The sequence below is a fragment of the Bacteroidetes Order II. bacterium genome (assembly GCA_016788705.1).
Lineage (GTDB): Bacteria > Bacteroidota > Rhodothermia > Rhodothermales > UBA2364 > UBA2364.
This window is the reverse complement of record JAEUSQ010000032.1, coordinates 25,692-46,266: the sequence shown is the minus strand read 5'-3', so window position 1 is coordinate 46,266 and position 20,575 is coordinate 25,692. Positions and strand designations below refer to the sequence as shown.

The 20,575-nt window shown below is 46.8% G+C and carries 15 protein-coding genes; 9 read left to right on the top strand and 6 right to left on the bottom strand.

Features of this window, described 5'->3' with window-relative positions; translation table 11 throughout:
- Positions 1-141: 141 nt before the first annotated feature.
- Positions 142-330, bottom strand: a complete 189-nt coding sequence (gene rpmF / locus JNN12_08500) for a 50S ribosomal protein L32 (protein ID MBL7978366.1) — start codon at positions 328-330, stop codon at positions 142-144.
- A gap of 24 nt (positions 331-354) precedes the next feature.
- Positions 355-879, bottom strand: a complete 525-nt coding sequence (locus JNN12_08495; GenBank protein ID MBL7978365.1) for a DUF177 domain-containing protein — start codon at positions 877-879, stop codon at positions 355-357.
- Between the two features lie 452 nt (positions 880-1,331).
- Here JNN12_08495 and dnaA point away from each other — a divergent pair, with 452 nt between their 5' ends.
- From dnaA to JNN12_08465, 6 genes are all read left to right on the top strand, one after another.
- The gene (gene dnaA / locus JNN12_08490) at positions 1,332-2,885 is read left to right on the top strand and encodes a chromosomal replication initiator protein DnaA (GenBank protein MBL7978364.1); all 1,554 of its coding nucleotides are present in this window, start codon (positions 1,332-1,334) and stop codon (positions 2,883-2,885) included.
- 57 nt (positions 2,886-2,942) lie between these two features.
- Positions 2,943-4,073 carry a DNA polymerase III subunit beta gene (dnaN, locus tag JNN12_08485; GenBank protein ID MBL7978363.1) on the top strand — a complete coding sequence of 377 codons (1,131 nt, stop codon included), beginning with the start codon at positions 2,943-2,945 and terminating at the stop codon, positions 4,071-4,073.
- A 157-nt stretch (positions 4,074-4,230) separates the two neighbouring features.
- A complete protein-coding gene (locus JNN12_08480; GenBank protein ID MBL7978362.1) occupies positions 4,231-9,360 on the top strand; it encodes a translocation/assembly module TamB domain-containing protein in 5,130 nt (1,709 codons plus the stop codon).
- Positions 9,361-9,812: 452 nt separating this feature from the next.
- Complete coding sequence (locus JNN12_08475; GenBank protein ID MBL7978361.1) at positions 9,813-10,511, top strand: RNA polymerase sigma factor; 699 nt, start codon at positions 9,813-9,815, stop codon at positions 10,509-10,511.
- Positions 10,492-11,856: a hypothetical protein gene (locus JNN12_08470; protein MBL7978360.1), complete on the top strand. Its 1,365-nt coding sequence runs from the start codon at positions 10,492-10,494 to the stop codon at positions 11,854-11,856. Before JNN12_08475 ends, JNN12_08470 begins: the two co-directional genes overlap by 20 nt.
- 12 nt (positions 11,857-11,868) lie before the next feature.
- Positions 11,869-12,363, top strand: coding sequence for a hypothetical protein (locus tag JNN12_08465; protein MBL7978359.1), 495 nt, complete (start codon positions 11,869-11,871; stop codon positions 12,361-12,363).
- Between the two features lie 16 nt (positions 12,364-12,379).
- Here JNN12_08465 and JNN12_08460 read toward each other — a convergent pair whose 3' ends face one another.
- Together JNN12_08460 and JNN12_08455 are read right to left on the bottom strand one after the other, a co-directional pair.
- Entirely contained in the window at positions 12,380-14,182 is a 1,803-nt protein-coding gene (locus JNN12_08460) for an OmpA family protein (GenBank protein ID MBL7978358.1), read from the bottom strand.
- 6 nt (positions 14,183-14,188) lie between these two features.
- Positions 14,189-14,695, bottom strand: coding sequence for a hypothetical protein (locus JNN12_08455; protein ID MBL7978357.1), 507 nt, complete (start codon positions 14,693-14,695; stop codon positions 14,189-14,191).
- A 407-nt stretch (positions 14,696-15,102) separates the two neighbouring features.
- Between JNN12_08455 and JNN12_08450 the strand changes: the two genes are divergently transcribed.
- Entirely contained in the window at positions 15,103-16,485 is a 1,383-nt protein-coding gene (locus JNN12_08450) for a hypothetical protein (GenBank protein ID MBL7978356.1), read from the top strand.
- A gap of 139 nt (positions 16,486-16,624) precedes the next feature.
- On the opposite strand, the gene JNN12_08445 is transcribed toward JNN12_08450, so the two are convergent.
- Both JNN12_08445 and JNN12_08440 read right to left on the bottom strand, forming a co-directional pair.
- On the bottom strand, positions 16,625-17,125 hold the full coding sequence (locus tag JNN12_08445; protein MBL7978355.1) for a hypothetical protein: 501 nt from the start codon (positions 17,123-17,125) through the stop codon (positions 16,625-16,627).
- Positions 17,126-17,283: 158 nt separating this feature from the next.
- On the bottom strand, positions 17,284-18,057 hold the full coding sequence (locus tag JNN12_08440; GenBank protein ID MBL7978354.1) for a L,D-transpeptidase: 774 nt from the start codon (positions 18,055-18,057) through the stop codon (positions 17,284-17,286).
- 98 nt (positions 18,058-18,155) lie between these two features.
- On the opposite strand from JNN12_08440, the gene JNN12_08435 reads away from it, so the two are divergent.
- Positions 18,156-19,718 (top strand): hypothetical protein, encoded by a 1,563-nt coding sequence (locus tag JNN12_08435; GenBank protein MBL7978353.1) that lies wholly within the window; start codon positions 18,156-18,158, stop codon positions 19,716-19,718.
- Between the two features lie 138 nt (positions 19,719-19,856).
- Positions 19,857-20,525, top strand: a complete 669-nt coding sequence (locus JNN12_08430) for a hypothetical protein (GenBank protein ID MBL7978352.1) — start codon at positions 19,857-19,859, stop codon at positions 20,523-20,525.
- Positions 20,526-20,575: the final 50 nt, after the last annotated feature.

Genomic DNA, 20,575 nt, shown 5'->3' with positions numbered 1-20,575 from the left:
CGAACACTTGCCCAGCAGCCTTCAGGACGAAACAAACAGTCACCCAATGTCCGGCCATTTTACAAACAAGAAAAGGCCACGTTGAAATTACTAAACGTGACCTGAAAGCCGAATGAATTTTGCAAAACGTGCAGATTACCTTTAGAGTGCGTCTTGGCCTTCGATTACGGCACGACCACGGTAATGTCCGCACTTAGAACAGGCGCGGTGGTATTCTTTAGGCTCACCACAGTTCGAACAGGTGGTGAGTTGCGGGATGTTTTGCGCCTTATATTGCGAACGGCGGAGCGCCGTACGGGCTTTGGAGTGTTTACGTCGTGGGTTTGCCATGGCTGTAAGAGTTAAAACGTTAAATTAATTATCAGTAGAAAGATTCAGACCCCGGAGTGCTGCCCAGCGCAGGTCTGATGGTTCATCTTCGTCATTCGGCCCACCGAACGAGAGTTGAATGTCTTGTTCTTCGGCATTAGGAGCAACTCTTCGAATGGGTAGCGCCAATAAAAGTGTGTCGCGTACAGGCTCTGTCAGGCTTAACACTAAGGTACTGTGTGGGAACGGCCACAAATCTTCCCCACGTTCATGTTCAGGCATGGTTACCGCCTTATCAGAATACAAGACCTGAAACGCTCCAGATACCGTTTGATCGAACGCTTGTAAGGTTCGGTCGCAGATGAGGTGTGCAATGCCCGTAACCTGAAACGAAACCAGCGCTTGGCCAACTTTTAAGTCTAATTTCAAGGAAAGGGACAAGTCTGAAAAGTCATCCCCGGCTAACTCTAAAGCTTCGGCTGGGAATGTATCAGAAAACTCGTGTAAGCCTTCCTTCAAAGAAGCAATTCGCAAAACTAAACCATGTGGCTTAAGAACCTTCAAAGACACGGTAAAAACAGTTTTAGTCCAAAGAGCGTGTTTTGTATTTTATACCAGAACGACTAAGATAAGAATTCTTGAAGTGGATAGCAAAGTTCAGAAGGGGGGGCAGAAGGCATTATCATTGTTAAATTCAACTTTTCATCATCATTCCTTCTTGATCATTAAGCCTGATGATGTATTTTGGGAACAAGTGAACCATAAAAAGAATCATAAGTCTTTTATAAATATTTATTTGCATTTATCTTTAATAGACTCATGGCAAGCAATGCCCCCCTAAAGCGGAGAGTAACATCCTGCCAATTATGAAAAACGAATCTCGACTTAAAAACATTCGGTTAACCCGATGGTTTTTTTTCCTCAATATGCTAACTTCTTACACCGATTGGTAAGCCCTCCTCGTGCCAATCGCTCCCAATAAGTTTCTGCCTCTCGGCTTTGATACCTCCTTAAAATACACCATGCTGGACGCTGCTCATCATATTTGGCAAGAATGTCTTACAATTATCCGGGATAATGTGGACAAGCGGAGCTATAAGACATGGTTCGAGCCTATTAAGCCGTTACGCTTGGAAGAAACTCCTAATGACCGAACGCTGACCATTCAGGTCCCAAGTCGTTTTTACTATGAATGGCTGGAAGAGCACTATGCCTCTTTATTGCGCAAGACCGTCAGCAAAGTAATGGGCCCCTCTTCTCGCCTGATCTACGATATTTTAATGGAGCGCGACCGCCCTGAAGAAAAGAGTCGTCACATTCGGCTTCCGGCCAATCCTTCTGGACGGGCAATGAACCCTCCCGTACATCACCAACGCCCTTACCCACATGGCTTGCAGCAACAAGCCAACTTACAGCAAAGTGGTACACCACCCCAACCAGGAACAGGAGGAGGCGCTACACCACAGACACCACATCCCGTTAATCCGCCGCCCAATCTTTCCAGTCCATTCGTCATCCCTGGAATACGAAGCCCTAAGGTTGACAGCCAATTAAATAGCAATTACACCTTCGATCGGTTTATTGAGGGAGATTGTAACCGTTTGGCAAGAAGTGCGGCTTGGGCAATTGCAGAACGGCCAAGCGAGACCAGTTTTAATCCATTCTTGGTCTATGGGGGCGTAGGTCTTGGAAAGACACACCTTATCCAAGCCATTGGAAACTACGCCAAGCAGCACCAAAAAATTGAATCTATCCTTTATATTTCTTCTGAGCGTTTTACAAATGAATTCGTACAATCCATCCAATACAACAGGGTTTCGGAGTTTTCACTTTTTTATCGGCAGATAGATTTGTTGATTGTGGACGACATTCAGTTTTTTGGAAAAAAAGAAAAGACCCAAGAAGAGTTCTTCCATATCTTTAATGCTCTACACCAGGCGGGTAAACAGATCATCCTTTCGGCAGATCGTCCGCCAAAAGACATTGTGGGCATTGAAGAGCGTTTGTTGTCTCGGTTCCAGTGGGGGCTTACGGCTGATGTGCAACCGCCGGATTTGGAAACCCGGATCGCAATTTTACAACGTAAAGCCGAGGATGATGGTATTCAGATTTCTTATGACATCATTGAATTCATTGCCCATAACATCACCTCGAATATACGGGAATTGGAAGGAGCCTTGATTCGTTTGCTGGCCCACTCCACCCTCCGGCGGGAGGAAATTGATTTGTCCTTTGCCAAAGAGGTGCTCAAGGACCTGATCAAAGAAGTGAAGGTAAGTTTGAGTATCGAAGAAATATTACAGATTGTATGCCACTATTTTCAGATTCCAGAAGATCAGGTACGTGCGAAAACCCGTAAACAGGAAGTTGTGCAAGCCAGACAAGTAGCGATGTACTTTGCAAAGCAGTTTACCAAGCATTCATTAAAAACCATTGGCCTGCATTTTGGTGGCCGGGATCATTCTACGGTGATACATGGTATCCAGAGTGTGGAAGGCTACATGGAGACGGATCCAAAGTTTGCGGATACCATCCGAGACATCCAGCACAAGATCAAGATCCAAAGTCGTTCATAGCCGTTTTGGCAATCCTTTTAAGAAAAGATCCATTATACGAACCATATACAACCTTCTATGCGTTTTACCCTTTCGAGCAGTGAACTTTTACGCGCCCTCAATATGGTGGCAGGCGCTGTTCCCGGAAAAAGCACTATGCCCATTCTGGAGTGTATTTTATTAGAGAAAGACGGTGGTCGTCTGATCCTAAGTGCCACCGATCTGGAAATTTCCATCAGCCAGAATCTGGAAATCCAGTTCGATGCCGAAGGTTCTGAGGCCATAGAGCGAATCGCTGTGCCGGCCAAACGGCTTATCGAGACCCTACGGGCACTACCAGACCTCCCAGTAACCTTCAGCAGCTCCGAGGATTACCATGTAGAACTCAAGACCGATCAGGGGCAATATAAAATGGTGGGCTATGATGGAGCCGATTACCCCAGCCAGCCCCAGCTTGCAGAAAGTACCGCCCTGCAAACAGATGGTGGTATCTTGCGAAGAACCTTCCAAAAAACCAGTTTTGCCGTAAGTAAAGATGCACTCCGTCCTGCCATGATGGGGGTTTTCTTTAAAATTGGGGCAGAATATAGTGAGGCAGTTGCCACAGATGGTCATCGTCTGGTCAGAAACCGACAGTATGAATTAAAAAACAGCGATCCAATCTCTTTTATTGTCCCGGAAAAGGCCTTAAATCTGGTAGGAAAGATCGCTACAGACGGTCCCTGTACCATTTATGTATCTGAAGGCTTTATTGCTTTTGATTTTGAGGATGTACGCTTGGTGACACGTGTAATCGAAGAGCGTTATCCAAATTACGAAGCCGTCATTCCGAAAGACAATACAAAGCAACTATTAATTAGCCGTGCCGCCTTATTGGCTGCCGTTAAGCGCGTAGGGCTCTATTCATCCTCCCTGACCCATCAAATCCGGCTTACCATTACACCAGATGAAGTGCTAATCTCTGCAGAAGACATTGAACGAGCTTCCGAAGCAAAAGAACGCATTCTTTGTGAATACAACGACGAGCCGATGGAAATTGGATTCAATTCTGTTTACTTGGTCGAAATGCTGAATAATGTGGATACCGCCGAGGTGATCATGAACTTCAGCTCCCCCAACCGCGCAGGGATTGTTCACCCTTCCGATCAACATGAAAACGAGGAGTTGATGATGCTGATCATGCCTGTAATGTTAACGAGTTACACCTAATTTCCTTGGAAAGTACTGATTCATTGCGGGATGTTGTCAGATCCGACACATCCCGTTTTTGGTTTTGTTGCCCTTTCGTTTTTGTATCCGGAAGGGTGGGTGGGGATGAACGATAAAATATCCGTATATTTGGCAACTCACCTCCTTCTTTAGTGCCATGGAACTTGTTGAACCAGCTCAAAACCCGACTCCTCCTCCTAAGAAGCGCACACGCTGGCTCCGTTGGCTATTGTGGCGTCCGCTATTATTTGTACTGATCCTATTCTGGTTCCTGGCCAGTACGTGGGGAACCCTACAAACCCGCTGGGGAAGTGATCAGTTTCGTCGTTTTGTGGTGGCCCAACTAAATGAACAGTTGAATGGCACGTTAGAGATCGGGCATGTGGATGGTTCATACTGGCGCAACATCCGGGCGACCAATCTGGTTATTTGGCAAAAAGGCGAGGCAATTGTTCGGATCAAGGAGGTCCGGGCTGCCTATACGCCTTTGGATATTTTAGGTGGAACCTTGCACATTACCGACTTACAGGTTCTGCGGCCAGAACTTGTTGGACGACAACTTGCCGATAGCACTTGGAACCTCTTGGGCCTGTTAAAATCGCAACCAGAAACAGGTGCCTCCTCTCAACAAACCATTCTCGTGGATCACTTACGCATCTTAGATGGTAATGGAAAATTGGTGGTCTTAACCAATCCCCTTTCTACAAAACCACCTCATGAGCAACCCGAAGTTGAACGAACGGCAACATATCAAGGGCTGAGGTTCGAGGCCCGTAACCTGATTTACAAAGCGCCCGGACTTACGGGAGATGTACAAGACCTCCAGCTAACTTCTCGTCTGCCGAGCCGAAAAGACGACCTCGAAATGCAGTTCTCTGGCAAAATTACCGAGTCTTCTGCTCATATACGGTCTTTCAAACTTTCTTCTGCCTTTTCAAAAGTATCTGCCGAAGGATATGTGGCCCTACCACGCAAGGACGGTCATAATTTCTCCAATTTTCAGTTAAAAGCCGCACCGTTTGCTTTTAAAGAAATTGCTCCGTTTGCTCCATTCTTAGACCCCGAAGAGATCCTTGAGAGTGATATTCGGGTTTCGGCACCAAATGGCACATGGCGTGCAGAAACCCAAGGCCAGTTCAAACGAGCAGGCACATGGGACTTGGTTGCAGTAACTGATTTCCGAACACCCGCCCAAATCGCCTTGACGGGCGAGATTGGTCAACTCAATTTGGCCTATCTCACCGCACAAGCATCTTATGCCTCGAATCTGACCGGACGCATACAGGCACAATTGTCTGGATCATCTTTGCAGGCATTAAATGGAGCATATGCGCTCACTTTAGAGGATGGCGGTCGTTGGCAGCAATATATGCTTCGCAAAATCAACCTAAAAGGAAGCGCCCATGATGGGAAAATGGCCTTCCAACTCCAAGGTGGTATAGGAGATGCTGCGTTGGATATAAATGGCACAGCAAGACCTTTTGATGTCCTCCCTGTATATGACCTGTCTGGTAGGGTAACGCAATTTACCCCAGCGTACCTAAATCCTGCTTTCAATTATGGCACCTTTGGTGGCCAGTTTGAATTACGTGGTCAAGGAATTGACCCAGACTTGGCCACCTTATCCGGCCAACTAAAACTAATGCCTACAGAATTTCACTATTCTCCGTACCAGTTACCCATTAGACAGACACAAATAGGCTTTTCTTATGATAAAGGCACGGGGAAGTTTGATTTTTCTTCGGAGGTCGGTTCTGGATTTATTGCGGCGCAAGGTGGGATCGTATTGGGCGAGCAGTTAGAGTACTACATCAAAAATGGCAGTATCCGGCATCTCAACGTAAGAGAATTTATCGGGAATGAGATTCCCCCAGGAGACATCAATACACGCTTTTCCTTACAAGGAACCGGAGGTGATACCAACGATCTGCGTCTTACCATACAGGCCGAAGTACAGCCTTCCCGTTTTGACATATACAACATACGGTCAGGAAACCTGACTGCCTCTTTATCAAATGGTACTCTACGGTACCAAACCAATGCTACCATTGGAGAAAGCCACCTATCGCTTGCCGGAATTGGAAAACCTTTTGATCGGGTACCTGTTTTTACGATTTCTGAAGGCGCCTTTACAAACCTAAACCTCGACGACTTTGTTTTAGATCAATCTTTGGATACACATCTGAACGGACGATTTACGGCTAATGTAACGGGAACCACTCCAAAAACGATGACGATTTCATCTGCATTTACGTTGGGACCTTCGCAGTTTCGGGCTTATCAAATAGAAGGCTTACGCGGGAATATTACCTTGGTGCAAAATCTTTTGCGTTACGACGTAGATTTCCGTTCGGCGTTTGGCAATGCCATACTTAAAGGACGCGCACAACCGTTTTCGCAACCGCTTATGGCACAGGTTGAAGAAGGCCGCTTCTCGGCGGTAAACCTTGCAGCCATTACCGGACAAGCAAACCTACAGTCACACCTGAATGGCGCCATCACGGAAGGGCAGTTCACGGCTTCTGATGAACAAAATTTTGCAGGGCAACTCTTGCTTCGGTTGGAAGAAAGTCGCTTTAACTGCGAAACGGTACGTTCTGGATTTCTGGAGCTAAAAGGAAACACGCAACAACTCGATTATCGCTTACAAATTAATCCTGACAGTGGGGGGATTACCTTGGCTGGCACAGGAGGCCTAAAAGAAAATGAGCCTTTCTATCAGGTTAAAGGTAACTTAGTAAATATTTCACTGGCCAAGTGGCTCAATCTTCCGGATACGGTAGAAACCCGAATAAACGTAGATTTAGACCTAGCAGGACGAGGGATTACCGCCGAGACCATGCAGCTACAAGGATTGATCTCGTTGAAGAACAGCCATTGGGACACCCTGCTGCTGTCCTCCGCATGGGGAAACTTCCAATATCTCGACGGCACCCTCCAGTTGGACTCCTTGCTGGTACACAGCAATTTGGGTACATTTTCAGGACAAGGCCCGCTTGCTGTTTATGACAACCTGATGGGAACGGAGTCGGACATGCAATTTTCAGGATACATTAAGACCTTGGCACCTCTTTCTGGCTTGGCCGCCGCCCAACTAACCGGAAGAGGCCAGATTCGAGGCAGTATTCGGGGGCAGATAAATGCTTGGCGCATTCGATTTGATACGGTGGATGATGGGCTTACCATTCTATCTTATGATGATCTTCATATCGGAAAAGCACGTGGAAGGGCAACCGTCGAGTACGAATCTGGCGTTCCTATCTTCCAAACACGTGCCGAACTGGAAAATATATCGGTACCGGGCTATGTACTGGAAGGTGCAACTCTCGAAGCAGGGTTAAGAGACAGTGTGGTCACTTTTGGTGGAAAATTCAAACTCGACGAACGATTATCGGGCAATGGAAATGGCGCCTTTACACTCCTCCCACATGGCCAACAACTCGACTTGGAAACCATTCGCATGGAATTGGGAGGAAAAAGATGGCAAATAGAACGGCCAACCCAAATTTTCTGGAACCAAGAACGACTTTTCTTCAACGACTTTTTATTAATCGCCGACGACCAGCGAATTGCAGCCAAAGGTGGGCTCGCAAGAGACGGGACGGGAGTCTTAAATGCCGTTGTAGAGCGAGTAGATGTAGCAGCCATTGCTAATATACTCAAATTCCCTGCATTGGGTGGTGTACTTAGCGGGAAACTGGAAATAAGCGGAACCTTAGACGCTCCCTTGATGCATGGAGACTTGGGCCTAGAACGGATTACTTCTTCTGGGAAGCCTGTAGGGGGGGCCATTGGACAACTTATTTATAAAGACCGACGCCTCAGCCTAAATTTGGGGTTAAGCCATATCGAAGGCCAAAACTTGTCACTTTCCGGGTTTTTACCTTTCAACCTCGGACAACTCTCCAAGCCGCTCGTAGGACCCGTTGACCTGAGGTTAAAAACAGAGCGCTTTAATCTGGATTGGGCCAATCCCTTTATGGATGAATCGTTTATGCGCGATATAAAAGGCCGCGTATCAGGTGACATGACCATTGGTGGGACGTTCGATACTCCCGACTTCAGAGGCGCCCTTTCGGTTCGGAATACCCAGTTTTATCTGCCTTTTTTGGGAATTCAATACAACGAGGCCGAGGCCGATCTTGTTTTCGGAGGCGATGTAGCACAAGTCCAAAATCTGTCTGTCCGGACGGGCAAAGGAGGACTGAAAGGAACAGGTACCATTTCGCTGTCTAAACTCAACCTCGGCTATTTAGATCTGGCACTCGAAGCAGATGGTTTCCAGATGATCCGTGATAATACTTTTCGTGTTACAGGAACCGGAAAAGCGAGCCTAAAGGGGACTACAACAAGACCCGTTTTGGATGGGGATGTGGTCTTAAATGAATGTGATGTCCAACTCAACGCAGAACTCATGCAGTCTGCACGAGAAACCATCCAACTTTCAGAGGAAGATTTACGTGAGGTAGAGGCACGTTTTGGAAAGCAGGCCAATATTGCGGATACTTCTACCGTCACCTTTTATGATGCGACCGACGTGAAACTGAGGGTTCGTTCAAATGGGAATTCTTGGCTCAGGAGCCGATATAATCCTCGGATGGATATCGAAATGACTGGAGATTTAGAGTTCCGAAAACCATATCGAAGCCCCGAAGTGGTCGTAGGACGCCTGAAAGCCGTTCCGGGAAGAAGCCGCGTAGAATTTGGGCGACGGTTTGACCTTACCGCTGGTGACATTCTTTTCAATGGCGATATGCTCAATCCGGTACTGAATATCAGCGCAACATATAAAGCGGGAGCAGGCGGATGGGGAGACGATCAGGCCATTTCCATGGAAATCAGTGGAGATGTAAATAATACCAATTTCCGGTTTTCTTCTAATCCACCAATGGAGGATACAGAGATTCTCAGTTATCTGGCTTTTGGAAGACCTGCACAATCGGCTTTTTCATTGGACAATGGGATTGTAGGGGATCTACTCTCCACCTACGGCTACAATTTGGTTGAATCCCTCTTGTCTCAGCGTGTACAAGAAAGTGGTCTGGCAGATGTCGTCGAATTAACCTCCGCTAACGGAGAACCCTCCCTCAAAATTGGCAAGTACATCTCCCGTCGGTTCTTCATCGCTTTAGACTCTAAAATTCTCGGTGGAACGGGGGGATCCGGATTTTTATTAGAATACCAAGCACAAAAATGGGCCCTCTTGAGAATACAACAATTTCCGAGTACCGACGACCTACAGGACCGCACCTTGGGGTTATATGTCTTGCTCGAATATGCTTATTAACCCCGCTTAGACCGAATACACTGGCGATAATAAGGATTAGAGACCTTGTAAAAATGATTCACTAAATATTCAACATTAAAAATGGCAGAAATTTACCCACCTGCATGTTTTACAAACCTTACTGGAGGCACAAAGAAGAAGCAAAAAATCGTTTGTACTTAAAGGCTCCTATATACCGCGATTATTAACCCCATAAGGGGATTTCGCATATCATAAAACGGGGTTGATTAAAAAAAACTTCCAAATTAAACCTTTCTTTAAGGTGCTCCGTCTGAAAGATAACCACACCCACTACCACATCTTTCTGAGCAACCTCGGATGAATTTGTTCAACCGAGTAAATTTTGAGGGCATGTTCTTTTGAACATGGAACCAAATTTATGACAGGATTCAGGAGCAGGCCGTTCGCAGCCTGTTGCGGCCTGTCGTTTGGTTTAGTACCTTCAAGCCTGTGTGTTCCTCCAAACTTACACACAAGAAGCATCCCTTGCCTTAAAACGGGAAGCTGGCCGCAACCATGCAGGCCTCACCACCACTGCTCACCCAATGTTAGGCCGAACTATGCTCGACAACATTAAACAACTACCTTCACGACAAGGGCCAAGCGATCTGGAGTTGGTCCGCCGATTTAAACAAGGAGACCGGGACTTGGCATTCGACCAATTGGTCCGTCGCTATCAAGAACGTATCTATTGGACGGTTCGCCGGATTGTAGGTTCGCACGAAGATGCCGATGATGTGGCTCAGGAAACCTTTGTGACCATGTGGCAGAAGCTCGACAGCTTCCGCGAAGATGCCAATTTCTTTACTTGGCTATATCGCGTTAGCGTTAATGCCGCTTTGGGCCATCTCCGGCGGAGCAAAATGAAGCGGTTTGTCAGCCTCGAAACACTGGTACAACCCTTCGAAGATCCCGATATGCAGTCTGATCGGAATATGTTGAATGATGAGCGGATTTCCGCTGTCGAGCAAGCCATTCAGGCCCTACCCCCACAGCAACGGGTTGTTTTTTGTATGCGGTATTACGATGGTCTCAAATATGAAGAGATTAGCGTCATGCTTGGAAAGAGTACCGGGACCTTGAAGGCGAATTATCATCACGCCATCAAGAAACTAGAGCAGGCACTCAAAGATGAGTTTGCACAAACCTAACGTTCCGGAAGCAGGTCGGGCCAGTCGGTTCGTCCGCGCGCATAGCCGCCAACATTTGCCCCAGTGGCTCGTATCCCCCCTTGATGAATATCAAGGCGCCTTGGAAGTGACCGAGGCGGGGGTTCCGGTGGATTATTTTCAAAACTTCTCCGATTCGGTGAACGATCGAATACGGAGGCGTGAAGCCGAGTTTACCCATCGTCGGTTGCCTCATGCACTGGCTATGCGGCTCTCGATGCCCCTCCCCGCCGAGATTCCAAACGGCGCCACTTCCTATTTCCGCACCTTACTTGAAAGGGTCAAGCATCAAGTGGAAGCGATTGAAACTTCTGGCGTCCCCTCGTGGGTGCATGATGCCTTAGACCTGATGGAACGAAAAGTACCGCCAGAACGACAGGAAAGCTATGTACAGGAATTGATGGATACCCTTGGAAGGGCCATTAGCGAGTTCGAGTCGGTGCCCGAATGGCTACAGGAAGCCTTGTCATTTCGGGATGAGACGATGCCCTTACATGAACAAGCCTATTTTACGTCTTTTGCAGACCGTGTGCGGGTCAAACTGGCAGATGCAGATGCTGATGCTGATGCTGATGCGCCTATTTCTGAATGGATGCAGCAAGCCCTTGAGGCAACGCCAAGCCTTGAAAGTGCGGATACCGTCTATTTTGAACGCTTCAATAAGCGCGTCTGGCAACGAATTGAGGATGATGCCCTTACCGTTGTTCCGGCATGGCTCGACCGTACACTCATGACCGCCACACATCCCCACATACCCGGCAGTGCAGAAGCCTATTTTAATACCTTTTCTACCCAGGTTTTGCAAACCATTTCGGAAGTTTCGCATCTTGAGACCGAAGAGTTGGTGGATCCAACCACGGTTGAGCGTTTAGTAGATACGCCAGATCGTTTTCAGGAATTACTCGCCTCGTACAACGATTTATCGCTGCCCGTGGGACAAGAGCTATTTTTTGAAGACTTCGCGGATCGGGTCAAAGCCCGTATTCATGCACGAAAGTTAGACCACATTTCCAATAATTCGATTGTCAGATTAATGAGCCGCCCACCCGTTCAATGGGCAACAGCTGCTTGTTTCGGATTATTACTCGGCTTCGTGTGGTTCTGGAAACCAGAAGCCCCAACCGTTCCTCCGTCTTCCGACAAGCCTCCCATTCATGCACCTGCCTCACAGCCCAAGCGTGATGCAAACGGAGTTCGGTATGAACAACCTATACCGGAACGTGCGCCCAATGTGTCACCTAAAGCACTCGAAAAGCCAGATACTCTTCCGGTAAAGCAGGATGAAAAACGAAAATCAGGCCTTAATGCGCCTAATGCCACTCAATAACCGCCTTTTTTTATGCGTATCATTTCAATCTCCAAATTTTGGCTTTTTTGGGGGATATTCTGCCTATTATCACCAAAGTTCACCCCTGCGCAAACACCTGCAGCCACCTTTTCCAAACAAGTGGCCGAACGCCAAATTGCCCACTTTAAAGACAAAATGGGCTTGAACGAACGAGAACTGGAACAATTCTTAGACTATTACGAAGCATATCAGATTGCAGTCATACGTTTGGACCGCGTCAAAAAGCAGCAATATGATGTCTTGACTACGCTTATTGAAAAAAAAGATGACCTGAAGCTAATAGAGAAACTTGCTTTGGAACTCAGCAGGTTCGAAGAAAAACAGGAATTGGCCCGACAGTCTCTGCATAGACACCTGATTAATACCTTCGGCGCCCAGAGATTTGCCCACTACCTGTTGGCACAATGGGAATTTGGGAAAATTCTGGAGCAAATGCGAAATGATTTTCTCGGACGCCAAAGGGACTCCGAGAAACCAAAGTCATAAGCCAGGCCCAAGTGGTTTATCGAACGGCGATTGTAACACTTCGGTTGGCCTGATCGGTATCCTGGCCCGAGTAAAAGGGCTTTACCGGACGGGAAGAACCATATCCGATGGTGGACAGCCTAATTGCCGGGATTTGGTATTGTTCAACCAATATTTTCTTGACGGACTCAGCCCGCTGCACGCTTAGCAGTTGGTTGGTAACGGAGTGTGGGCCATCTGTTCTTCCTTCGAGGACGATGGTTGGATAAGGCAAGTTATTTTCTTCTGCAACATGAAAGATTTCTTTGATTTTGGCAGCCGTTGCACCCAGCATAAAGGGACTCAACAACGACTTTCCCCAATCAAAAAACACCCCACCCTTTGATAGCTCGGGCAGCATATACTGATACAAATACTGTTCGGGCGAAGAGATGTACTGCGTATCCAAACCATTTACGCCATCAAAAGCCGGAAGGATGACTTGGGCTTGATTCACCCACATTGCATTGGCAACACCAATTGGTTGTAATACCAAGTCATCTGTAAGCCGGAGTTTAAGCCGTATAGGTGGATTGAGGCGTTTCTCCAACCGCCGTAATAAGATTGGTTTTTCTAACGAGGTGAAAGGCGTCCAATCAACATCCAGCCGATCCGGGTTCAGTCCAAGACCCGTCATGTTTTTGGCGGCCACATCTGCTGCCAACGGGTCCTTAATCCCTCGTAGCCGATAGCGCCCCAAACCAGAGGCACTAAACCAATCTTTCTCGGCCTCAGTAATCATATATCCGGGTGTTCGGCGCATTTCGAGGATAAAGCGATTCCAGCGAGTGGTATCGTAGGCAATCAAATAGGCGATTGCAGATACGAGCAGGAGACAGGCACCCCACTTTAGTGCCAACTCCAATTTAGCTGGACTAACACTTTGGCGCGTCGAACGATAAGAGGCATCCAGACACGTCTCTAAATACTGTTTGGACGGCTCAAAGACCGCAGTATCTCCATTAAATGAACGGAACGCCAATTGTTGCTCGAAGTGTACATTCTCTAGAGCTTCCTGAAACAAGGTACGCAGGCTCTCAGGCGGATGTCCTTTCACTACTGCGGCAATAAAGGCTTTGGGGCCATCTTCCATCACAATCGTAAACCCCTCGTATTCCAACGTACTAAGGCCTTCTTTTCGTCCCAAGGAGTCTTTGGCAAAATCTCGCAATGCAGTCAGCATCCCAGAAAACATGTCCGCTTCCATGGCTGGTACATTGCTGGCCCGTACTTCCTGAAGCAAAAGGCCACTTTCGTGATGAATCAGGAAAAGATGCTCTACTCGATACAGCAATATTTTTGCCAGCAACACCTCGTCAAAACTCCTGCCCTGTCGGAAGGCCTCCCAACGCCATTTTAGCCCTTTAATCGAAAAGAAGCTACGGTATTGCTCGTGTTCAGGCCGATTGGTTTCTCCCAATGCCCGTAATGCCTGAGCAATAGACTTGCGGATGGCTGGCCCCATAGAAGGGAATAAGATATCTGCGATCCGAAACCGGTTTTGCGAAATAGATTCTCGGATTGCTTCTTCCACCACAGGCGTAAGACTCCTAACCAACCGATCATCTGTCTGTGCTCGCTTTACGATACTATCAGGCAACAAGTCACCCACTTGGTCCGACGTAATCCCTCGGTGTTCAAATTCCGTTACTCGTTCCTCCAATTTTCGGAGTTCTGCACGCTCTTTGCCCATAAGCAACCAGCGCAACGACTCCAATTCGCTGGGGGAATCGTTGAATGGAAGAGCTGCCTTCTGCTCGACTTCTGAAGGCGTAAGTTTTTTACGAAAAAAGAAAGCCATGCAGGATTAATTCGACGGCGAGAGGGCTTCTGCCATTTGGTTTAGCAGTAACGAAAGTACCTTACGATCCGTTTTGTCTGCCTGCATTTGCGTAAGACGTTCCGCAAGACCTTCAACCGCTTGTGTACGTTGCTGGGTTTCTGTTGTTAGTTTGTGCCCATGGAGGGTGAAGGTATCATCCATCGTGGACTGCATCTCCTCCATAGACTCCCGAAAGTTTCGTTCCATGAGGATAAGGGCTTCACCACGGGCATTCGTTTCTGCCGAGAGCGCCATACGCAATTGGGCCATTTCCTGACGAAAACTTGTCTCAAGCCCCTGAAGCCGTTCATCCATCACCTGGCGGATCTGGGTGGTCTCACGCAATAATTGTTGCTCCAGATCCAAAATTCGCTGAGAGAACTCATTTGATTGTGCCCCAAAAAGAATATCTCTGATTTTTCCTAACTCGTCATGCTGGGGCGATATCCCATTTCGAGACGAAGCTTCCTGTAAATGTTCTTCCGGATGCATAGTTTTTTGGGTTTATCTGGAAAAAAGCAATTCCGTTCGTTGTCTTTTCGCCACGATATCAGGTCTTGATGTAGTAGGTAATTGAATATACTTAAATACTGTAAAAATGCAATATCCAACAACTTATCGTATTTAAGGGATAGACGATTATGATTTAGGCACACTTTATGTACAGGGACAAGTACTGGACTGTCAAACTTCCGGGCAAAGGGTTAAGGCTGCGCTGTGCAAAGAGCATAAAGCGGGCTTAGGTAATAATAAAAATAGTGGTACAATTTGGACCTTTACCACCTTAATTTTATTGATTTAACAACTATAGCATGAAGACGTTTTTTTTATTTATTTATCTTTTCATACAGATAAAAATAAAGCGTCATAGGAAGACGAACGCACAACGAATAGGTGCCATGCAGCGAATGGCCTTGGAAAAGGTCGCCGAGGTCATCAAACGGCAGGTCCCCGCCTATCAAGACCTAAACACAGAAGACGTAGCACCACAGGCCGCGTTTCCTGTACAAACACCCGACGCTTTTGAGCACAACTTTGACAAGGGGAACGCCCTGGGCCTTACCTATGCCCATGCGAGGAAAATTTTGAAACTAGACGGAGCACAACCTCAGACCCACGGATATTTTCGACAAGCAAGACTTTCGGTATCGGATGGGACAGCCGGGCGAAAACGAATCTGGATTCAATCCGAAGAAGAACTCATCACGGAAGCCTTCTCCCTGTTTGAGGTGCTAATACCTGCATTGCCCAAAGGACATGTTCGGATAGCTTGCTTTGTTCCCGGAATATCAGCGTTGCTAACCCCTTTCAACAATCGTTATATAGAAACCCTAGCACTCGCTTGGAATGGACCTACAGAGTCTTTGAAACTGCTCTTGCGGGCATCAAATCCAACTATTTTGATTGCCCCTCCTGCTGTTTTGCGGGCACTAGCAACAGAGGTGATACAAGGCCGGCTTCGCCTTTCTACGGACCGTATCTTTTCTACCGCAGAAGTTTTGACCGAAGAGGAACGGGAGTGGTTATCCCGACAATTCGGAGTGGCCGTCCAGAATATATATTGGACCAACGAAGGTTTTCTGGGCCACAGTTGCCCATTTGGCACCCTACACCTAAACGAAGACCTGTTTTTGGTAGAGCATGATTATTTGGAAACCGATCGCAAGCGCTTCTTTCCGGTTATCACCTCCCTAAGTCGGAGGACGCAGCCACTGTTGCGTTATAAATTGGACGACATTCTTGTGGAACGCCGTATGGCCTGTGCGTGCGGATCCCATCATATGGCCATAGAGCATGTGGGAGGACGCTGGTCTGATGTGTTCTATCTAAGATCTGAAATTGTAGATGACTGGGTCCCTGTTTTTCCGGATACCCTACGAAAAGTCATTACAGGCGGATCTACGGCCATTCAGCAGTATCAAATTCGCCAGATAAGCCCTAATGAAATTGCACTGTATCTAAAAGTGCCAGAAGGCATGTTTGGGCAAGTATCTTGGGCAATCGGGGAAGCATTAAAACGCTTATTTGGCCAACTGGGTGTACGCTTACCGCTGCTTTATTTTCATATTTTAGAAAAAGCGGAGGAGCAAACACTACGCTTTAGGAACGTAAGACAAACGACCCCAATAACAGATTTCGAGGTTAGTATAGAGATGTCTTTAGATTCGCTTTTTGCCCCAGACAAACCACCCGCCGAGGCTGTGTCAAATCCTGCAATGCGGGTTTTGCGTATCTTGCACCCAATCGCTCACAATGAAGGGTTTACAGGAACAGGTGGTTAAAACCCATTGTCTCGTGCCTTCCACACAAGCCGGATAGCGACAGCTCCGACCGAAATGGGTAACAACCACGAAACAACGTTGTTTAAAACATCATACAGGCTGTTCCATACTGAAAAAATCCATTCCATAGTCTTAAAAATTAAGTACTTGATGTCTCATTTCCTTCATCCAACCGAACAAAAAATTTCTGCCGATCCATCGCTACAATGCGCACTTTGCTTCCTGAAGAGATAAACCCACCTTCGGTTACAACTTCCATGCGTTCGCCCTCCACCTCAATAATACCTGTAGGGCGCAATGGCGTTAAGACGGTTCCTGACTTTCCAAGATAATGCCCGCGTTCTCCGCCTTCCAGTTTTGCCAGTTCTTCGCCCGAAAGCAAAGTGGTTTGCAGAATAAACTTATCCCATGCACCATTTTTTTGTGCAATATAGAACAAACTAAAACTTGCTGTTGCCGTTAGACCAAGCGCCGTAATACCACTAAAAAGGCCAAAACCCGTAAAGATGAGGAAAAGGCCAAACGCAAGCGAGAGCAAGCCTCCAACCCCTACCACATTAAGGCCAGGTACAATCCAGATTTCTAACCAGATTAAAAACAATCCCAGTAAGAGAAGTCCGATGGGCAATATTAATTCCATTTCCAGCGCAAGTTCATAAGGTTAGCAGGATAGCTTTAGCGGATTCGGGAGCAGGGTGCGGTTCGGGTTGCTGATGAAGCTATATGACTAAATGATTTACAAAGTACAAATATTCTGACAAAAAAGTACGGCTTAAGGGCCCTAAAAGTTGCGCATTCTTAACGCTCCACCACTACAGGAGCCCCCAGCGGCACCAGTGTCCATAATTCATCCATATAAATATCTCGTAGAGCAATGCAACCCTGTGTCCAATTCATGCGCCTTCCAGAACCTTTTCCATGAATCTCAATCAATCCTCCGAGTGCCGTGTTCATGGGTGGCAATCGAAAGTTGGCGTGTGCTTCCAGAATGGCCCGGTGTTGTGCGGGTGTGATCATCTTTTTTTCTAACCCTCGTTCAGCATCCTGAGGCGTGGGGTAACTAAGGATCATCGCTTTGTAGTATTCACTTTGGGGGTTGAATTGTGCAATATAAAAGGTACCTTCTGGTGTTACCCAATGTTTTTTATCTGTTAGGGTGCCACGTTGTACTTTCATGGTATCTTGAGTATTATGCCCAAAATCTGCCGGAAAAGATTTTATTAGACGGCTTCCTGCAAATACATTCAACCGCCCTTTTGTTTTTTGGGCTTGTAGCCAAATATTGGAGAGCGATCTTGACCTTACATAGGCATAAGAGTTGTCGGCCCTGCGAATATAGTCCCAACCTGATGTACGATTAATCACCCAGACCGTTTCTCGGAATCGTAACGTTCCCTTTGCGGCAGTAGAGTCCCGGTCCAGATACCACTTTGCTTTCGGGGTAATTACGTAATACAATTCTTGTACCTCAACAGGAAGACCTGCGGGCGTTACTTCTTGGGCCAATAGTGACCGTGGGGTAAAACCGAGTAGAGCGATTAGAGATAGAAGATACCAGACGGGTCTATACATGGGCGTTCAGCTAAGGTTGTTGCGTCATTTCACAACGAAAATAACTTGCTTGGCATATATCTTGTGCTGAAATATTAATAGAATTTACGAACAACTTTATGCACAAATACCTTCTTATTTTCCTGTTTTTAGGCTTGGCCAGTATATCGCTGGCCCAAACCCCATTTCGGATCGCTGGGTTTTATTCGCCGGAAGCGCTGTATTCGCGACAATTTGAACCTGCCGATATACCAGCAGACCAACTAACACATCTTTTTTATGCCTTTGTTGTCCCAAAAGACGTAAATGGCGATGGTTACTACGAAGCCGTTTGGGCAAACACCGACGTAATACAACATGCGTTGTTCAGTCGGTCCCTTATTCCACGAGACACCTCCCGTATTGATCGGCGGGGAGTACTACGTCAGTTGGTTTATTTGAAGCGAAAACACCCCCACCTCCGAATTTTGCTCTCGTTAGGAGGGGCTTGTTCCTATGATCAGGCAACTGGTTCTTGTGCTGCCTTGCACGAGCGCTTTGTACAAATTTCTCAACATCCGATCCATCGGGAGGTATTCATTAACACCCTCATGCAGCTCTTTACCAATCCAATGGGAGATGGTAGTATGTCGGGGCTTTTTGATGGATTGGATGTGGACTGGGAGTTTCCAGGAGCCGGAGAGAAGGCGGCTTTTGTTTTGTTTATGCAGACACTGCGTGATAAATTGGATGAGGCAGGAAGCAAGCGAAGAGAACGTTATCTTCTAACCTTTGATGGGCCTGCAACTTCATATTTTTTGCAGCATTATGATGTTCCTGCATTGGCCAAGATTGTGGATTGGGTGAATGTTATGGCCTATTTATACCACATGCCACAACCTTGGAACCCACATACCGGACACCTGGCCCCCTTTGCAGGTAATGTAGCGGATGAACATGGAAGCGGCTATAACATCCAAGAAATGTCGGTTGCGGCCTGGATAAAAGCGGGAATGCCTCCGGAAAAACTTTCCTTGGGCATTCCCTATTTCGGCGTAGGTTATACTGGCGTCAAAGCAGGGAAAAAAGATCCGCTGCCAGGGTTATTCCAGACCTATCACGGCCCTTTGGTTCCCGGTGGCGAAGTACCGTATGCAGACCTCTGGGGCGAGACTCCATCTTATCGGGAAGCATTGCTGTATTGGGATGACTCCGCAAAAGCGGCATTTTTATACCATCGTTCTAAAAAAATTTGGATCAGTTTGGAAACACCCAAAGCCTTATTCATTAAAACCCAATGGGCCAAGCAAAAAGGGCTCGGTGGCATATTTGTTTGGGAGCTAAGCCAAGAAACAAGCAGCGGAAGCGGGCACGCTCCTTTGACAAGAACCATCGGCCTTGCAGCCCGGTCTGTGGCATCGGCTATTCCAGAACAGGGGGTTCTCGTTGAAGCCTGCACCTCCCATGTGCCAACACAATGTACTTTTCGGCTTATGCTCCATCAGGCTGCAGTCGTAGAGATTCTGCTTAAAGGCAACAACGAAGTTATCCAACTACAAAAACAAAAACGCTTATCTCCCGGCTTATACCAATATCATCATACAGGGATCGGGCAGGCGTTGGATGGGTATCGTATAGAAGTATCAATAGGAATACAAAAACAAGTTTTTACCGTGCGACCAGGGGCTTTCAATCGTCTATAATTTCGATTGAAATTTGGTCATAGAAACCCTACATTCCAGTGGGATCTTTTTACAAAATCTTGGGTATTGGGAGTCACCTTCCCGATAGGGTTTCAAGTTTTTCTTATCCGGAAACATTCCGCTATTGTTTTTAATCAAATGGGCATAGGAAACAATTTACATGGTGAAAATCCTTCGGTAGAGATGCCGTCTTTTTCGGGGGGAAATGCCCGGAGTGGTAAATCGTACGAACTACCCGGCGTTCAGATAGACTCCTCCGGAATGCCTACACGTGAATTGCATCCCGAAAGAGGAAATATTCAAAACCCTGTGGTGAACATCAATATCAATCCCCAAAATACAGATTCACACGATGGTTGGCAGCAGTACCTTCCGACAGCACCGGAACCCAAAATAGAAGAAGAAAGCAAGCCCGTTTCGGATGCAGGAATAGAAAGTATTCGTGTTTTTTTTGGATATTTATTACTCATGTTTGGCACTTTTTTAACTATTATCCAGTCTTTCATTTTTTTATTGGGGAAAGAGTCTGGCTTTGGGTTTGGCAGTTTATTTGGGTTGACCTTAATTACTGCGGCAGCGGTGTTGGCTGCGGTTTGGTTAATGCCCCTTCCCAATACCCTGGGCAGAAGCATTGTTACAACAACCACCCTTAGCATTGCTATTTCGTTGATGATGCTCATGGCTGGATCGGCATTGGTGCAAAATGAAACCCATATTCTCACAGGTGGTGAGTCGTTGGTACTCTCTGTTTATCTGGTTTGCTTTAGCATCTATGGCCTCTGGGGATTGGGGGTCTTAGACCGATGATTACTGTTTCAGAAACAAGTCTATTAATGTGTTTCAAGATTTCATCTTAA

Coding starts and splice junctions, on each gene's coding strand:
- JNN12_08455 (MBL7978357.1), bottom strand. CDS start 14,695: ATGCATCCGGAAGAACATTTACAGGAAGCTTCGTCTCGAAATGGGATA.
- JNN12_08450 (MBL7978356.1), top strand. CDS start 15,103: ATGCAGCGAATGGCCTTGGAAAAGGTCGCCGAGGTCATCAAACGGCAG.
- JNN12_08435 (MBL7978353.1), top strand. CDS start 18,156: ATGCACAAATACCTTCTTATTTTCCTGTTTTTAGGCTTGGCCAGTATA.
- dnaN (MBL7978363.1), top strand. CDS start 2,943: ATGCGTTTTACCCTTTCGAGCAGTGAACTTTTACGCGCCCTCAATATG.
- rpmF (MBL7978366.1), bottom strand. CDS start 330: ATGGCAAACCCACGACGTAAACACTCCAAAGCCCGTACGGCGCTCCGC.
- dnaA (MBL7978364.1), top strand. CDS start 1,332: ATGCTGGACGCTGCTCATCATATTTGGCAAGAATGTCTTACAATTATC.
- JNN12_08480 (MBL7978362.1), top strand. CDS start 4,231: ATGGAACTTGTTGAACCAGCTCAAAACCCGACTCCTCCTCCTAAGAAG.
- JNN12_08460 (MBL7978358.1), bottom strand. CDS start 14,182: ATGGCTTTCTTTTTTCGTAAAAAACTTACGCCTTCAGAAGTCGAGCAG.
- JNN12_08430 (MBL7978352.1), top strand. CDS start 19,857: ATGGGCATAGGAAACAATTTACATGGTGAAAATCCTTCGGTAGAGATG.
- JNN12_08445 (MBL7978355.1), bottom strand. CDS start 17,125: ATGGAATTAATATTGCCCATCGGACTTCTCTTACTGGGATTGTTTTTA.
- JNN12_08440 (MBL7978354.1), bottom strand. CDS start 18,057: ATGTATAGACCCGTCTGGTATCTTCTATCTCTAATCGCTCTACTCGGT.
- JNN12_08465 (MBL7978359.1), top strand. CDS start 11,869: ATGCGTATCATTTCAATCTCCAAATTTTGGCTTTTTTGGGGGATATTC.
- JNN12_08470 (MBL7978360.1), top strand. CDS start 10,492: ATGAGTTTGCACAAACCTAACGTTCCGGAAGCAGGTCGGGCCAGTCGG.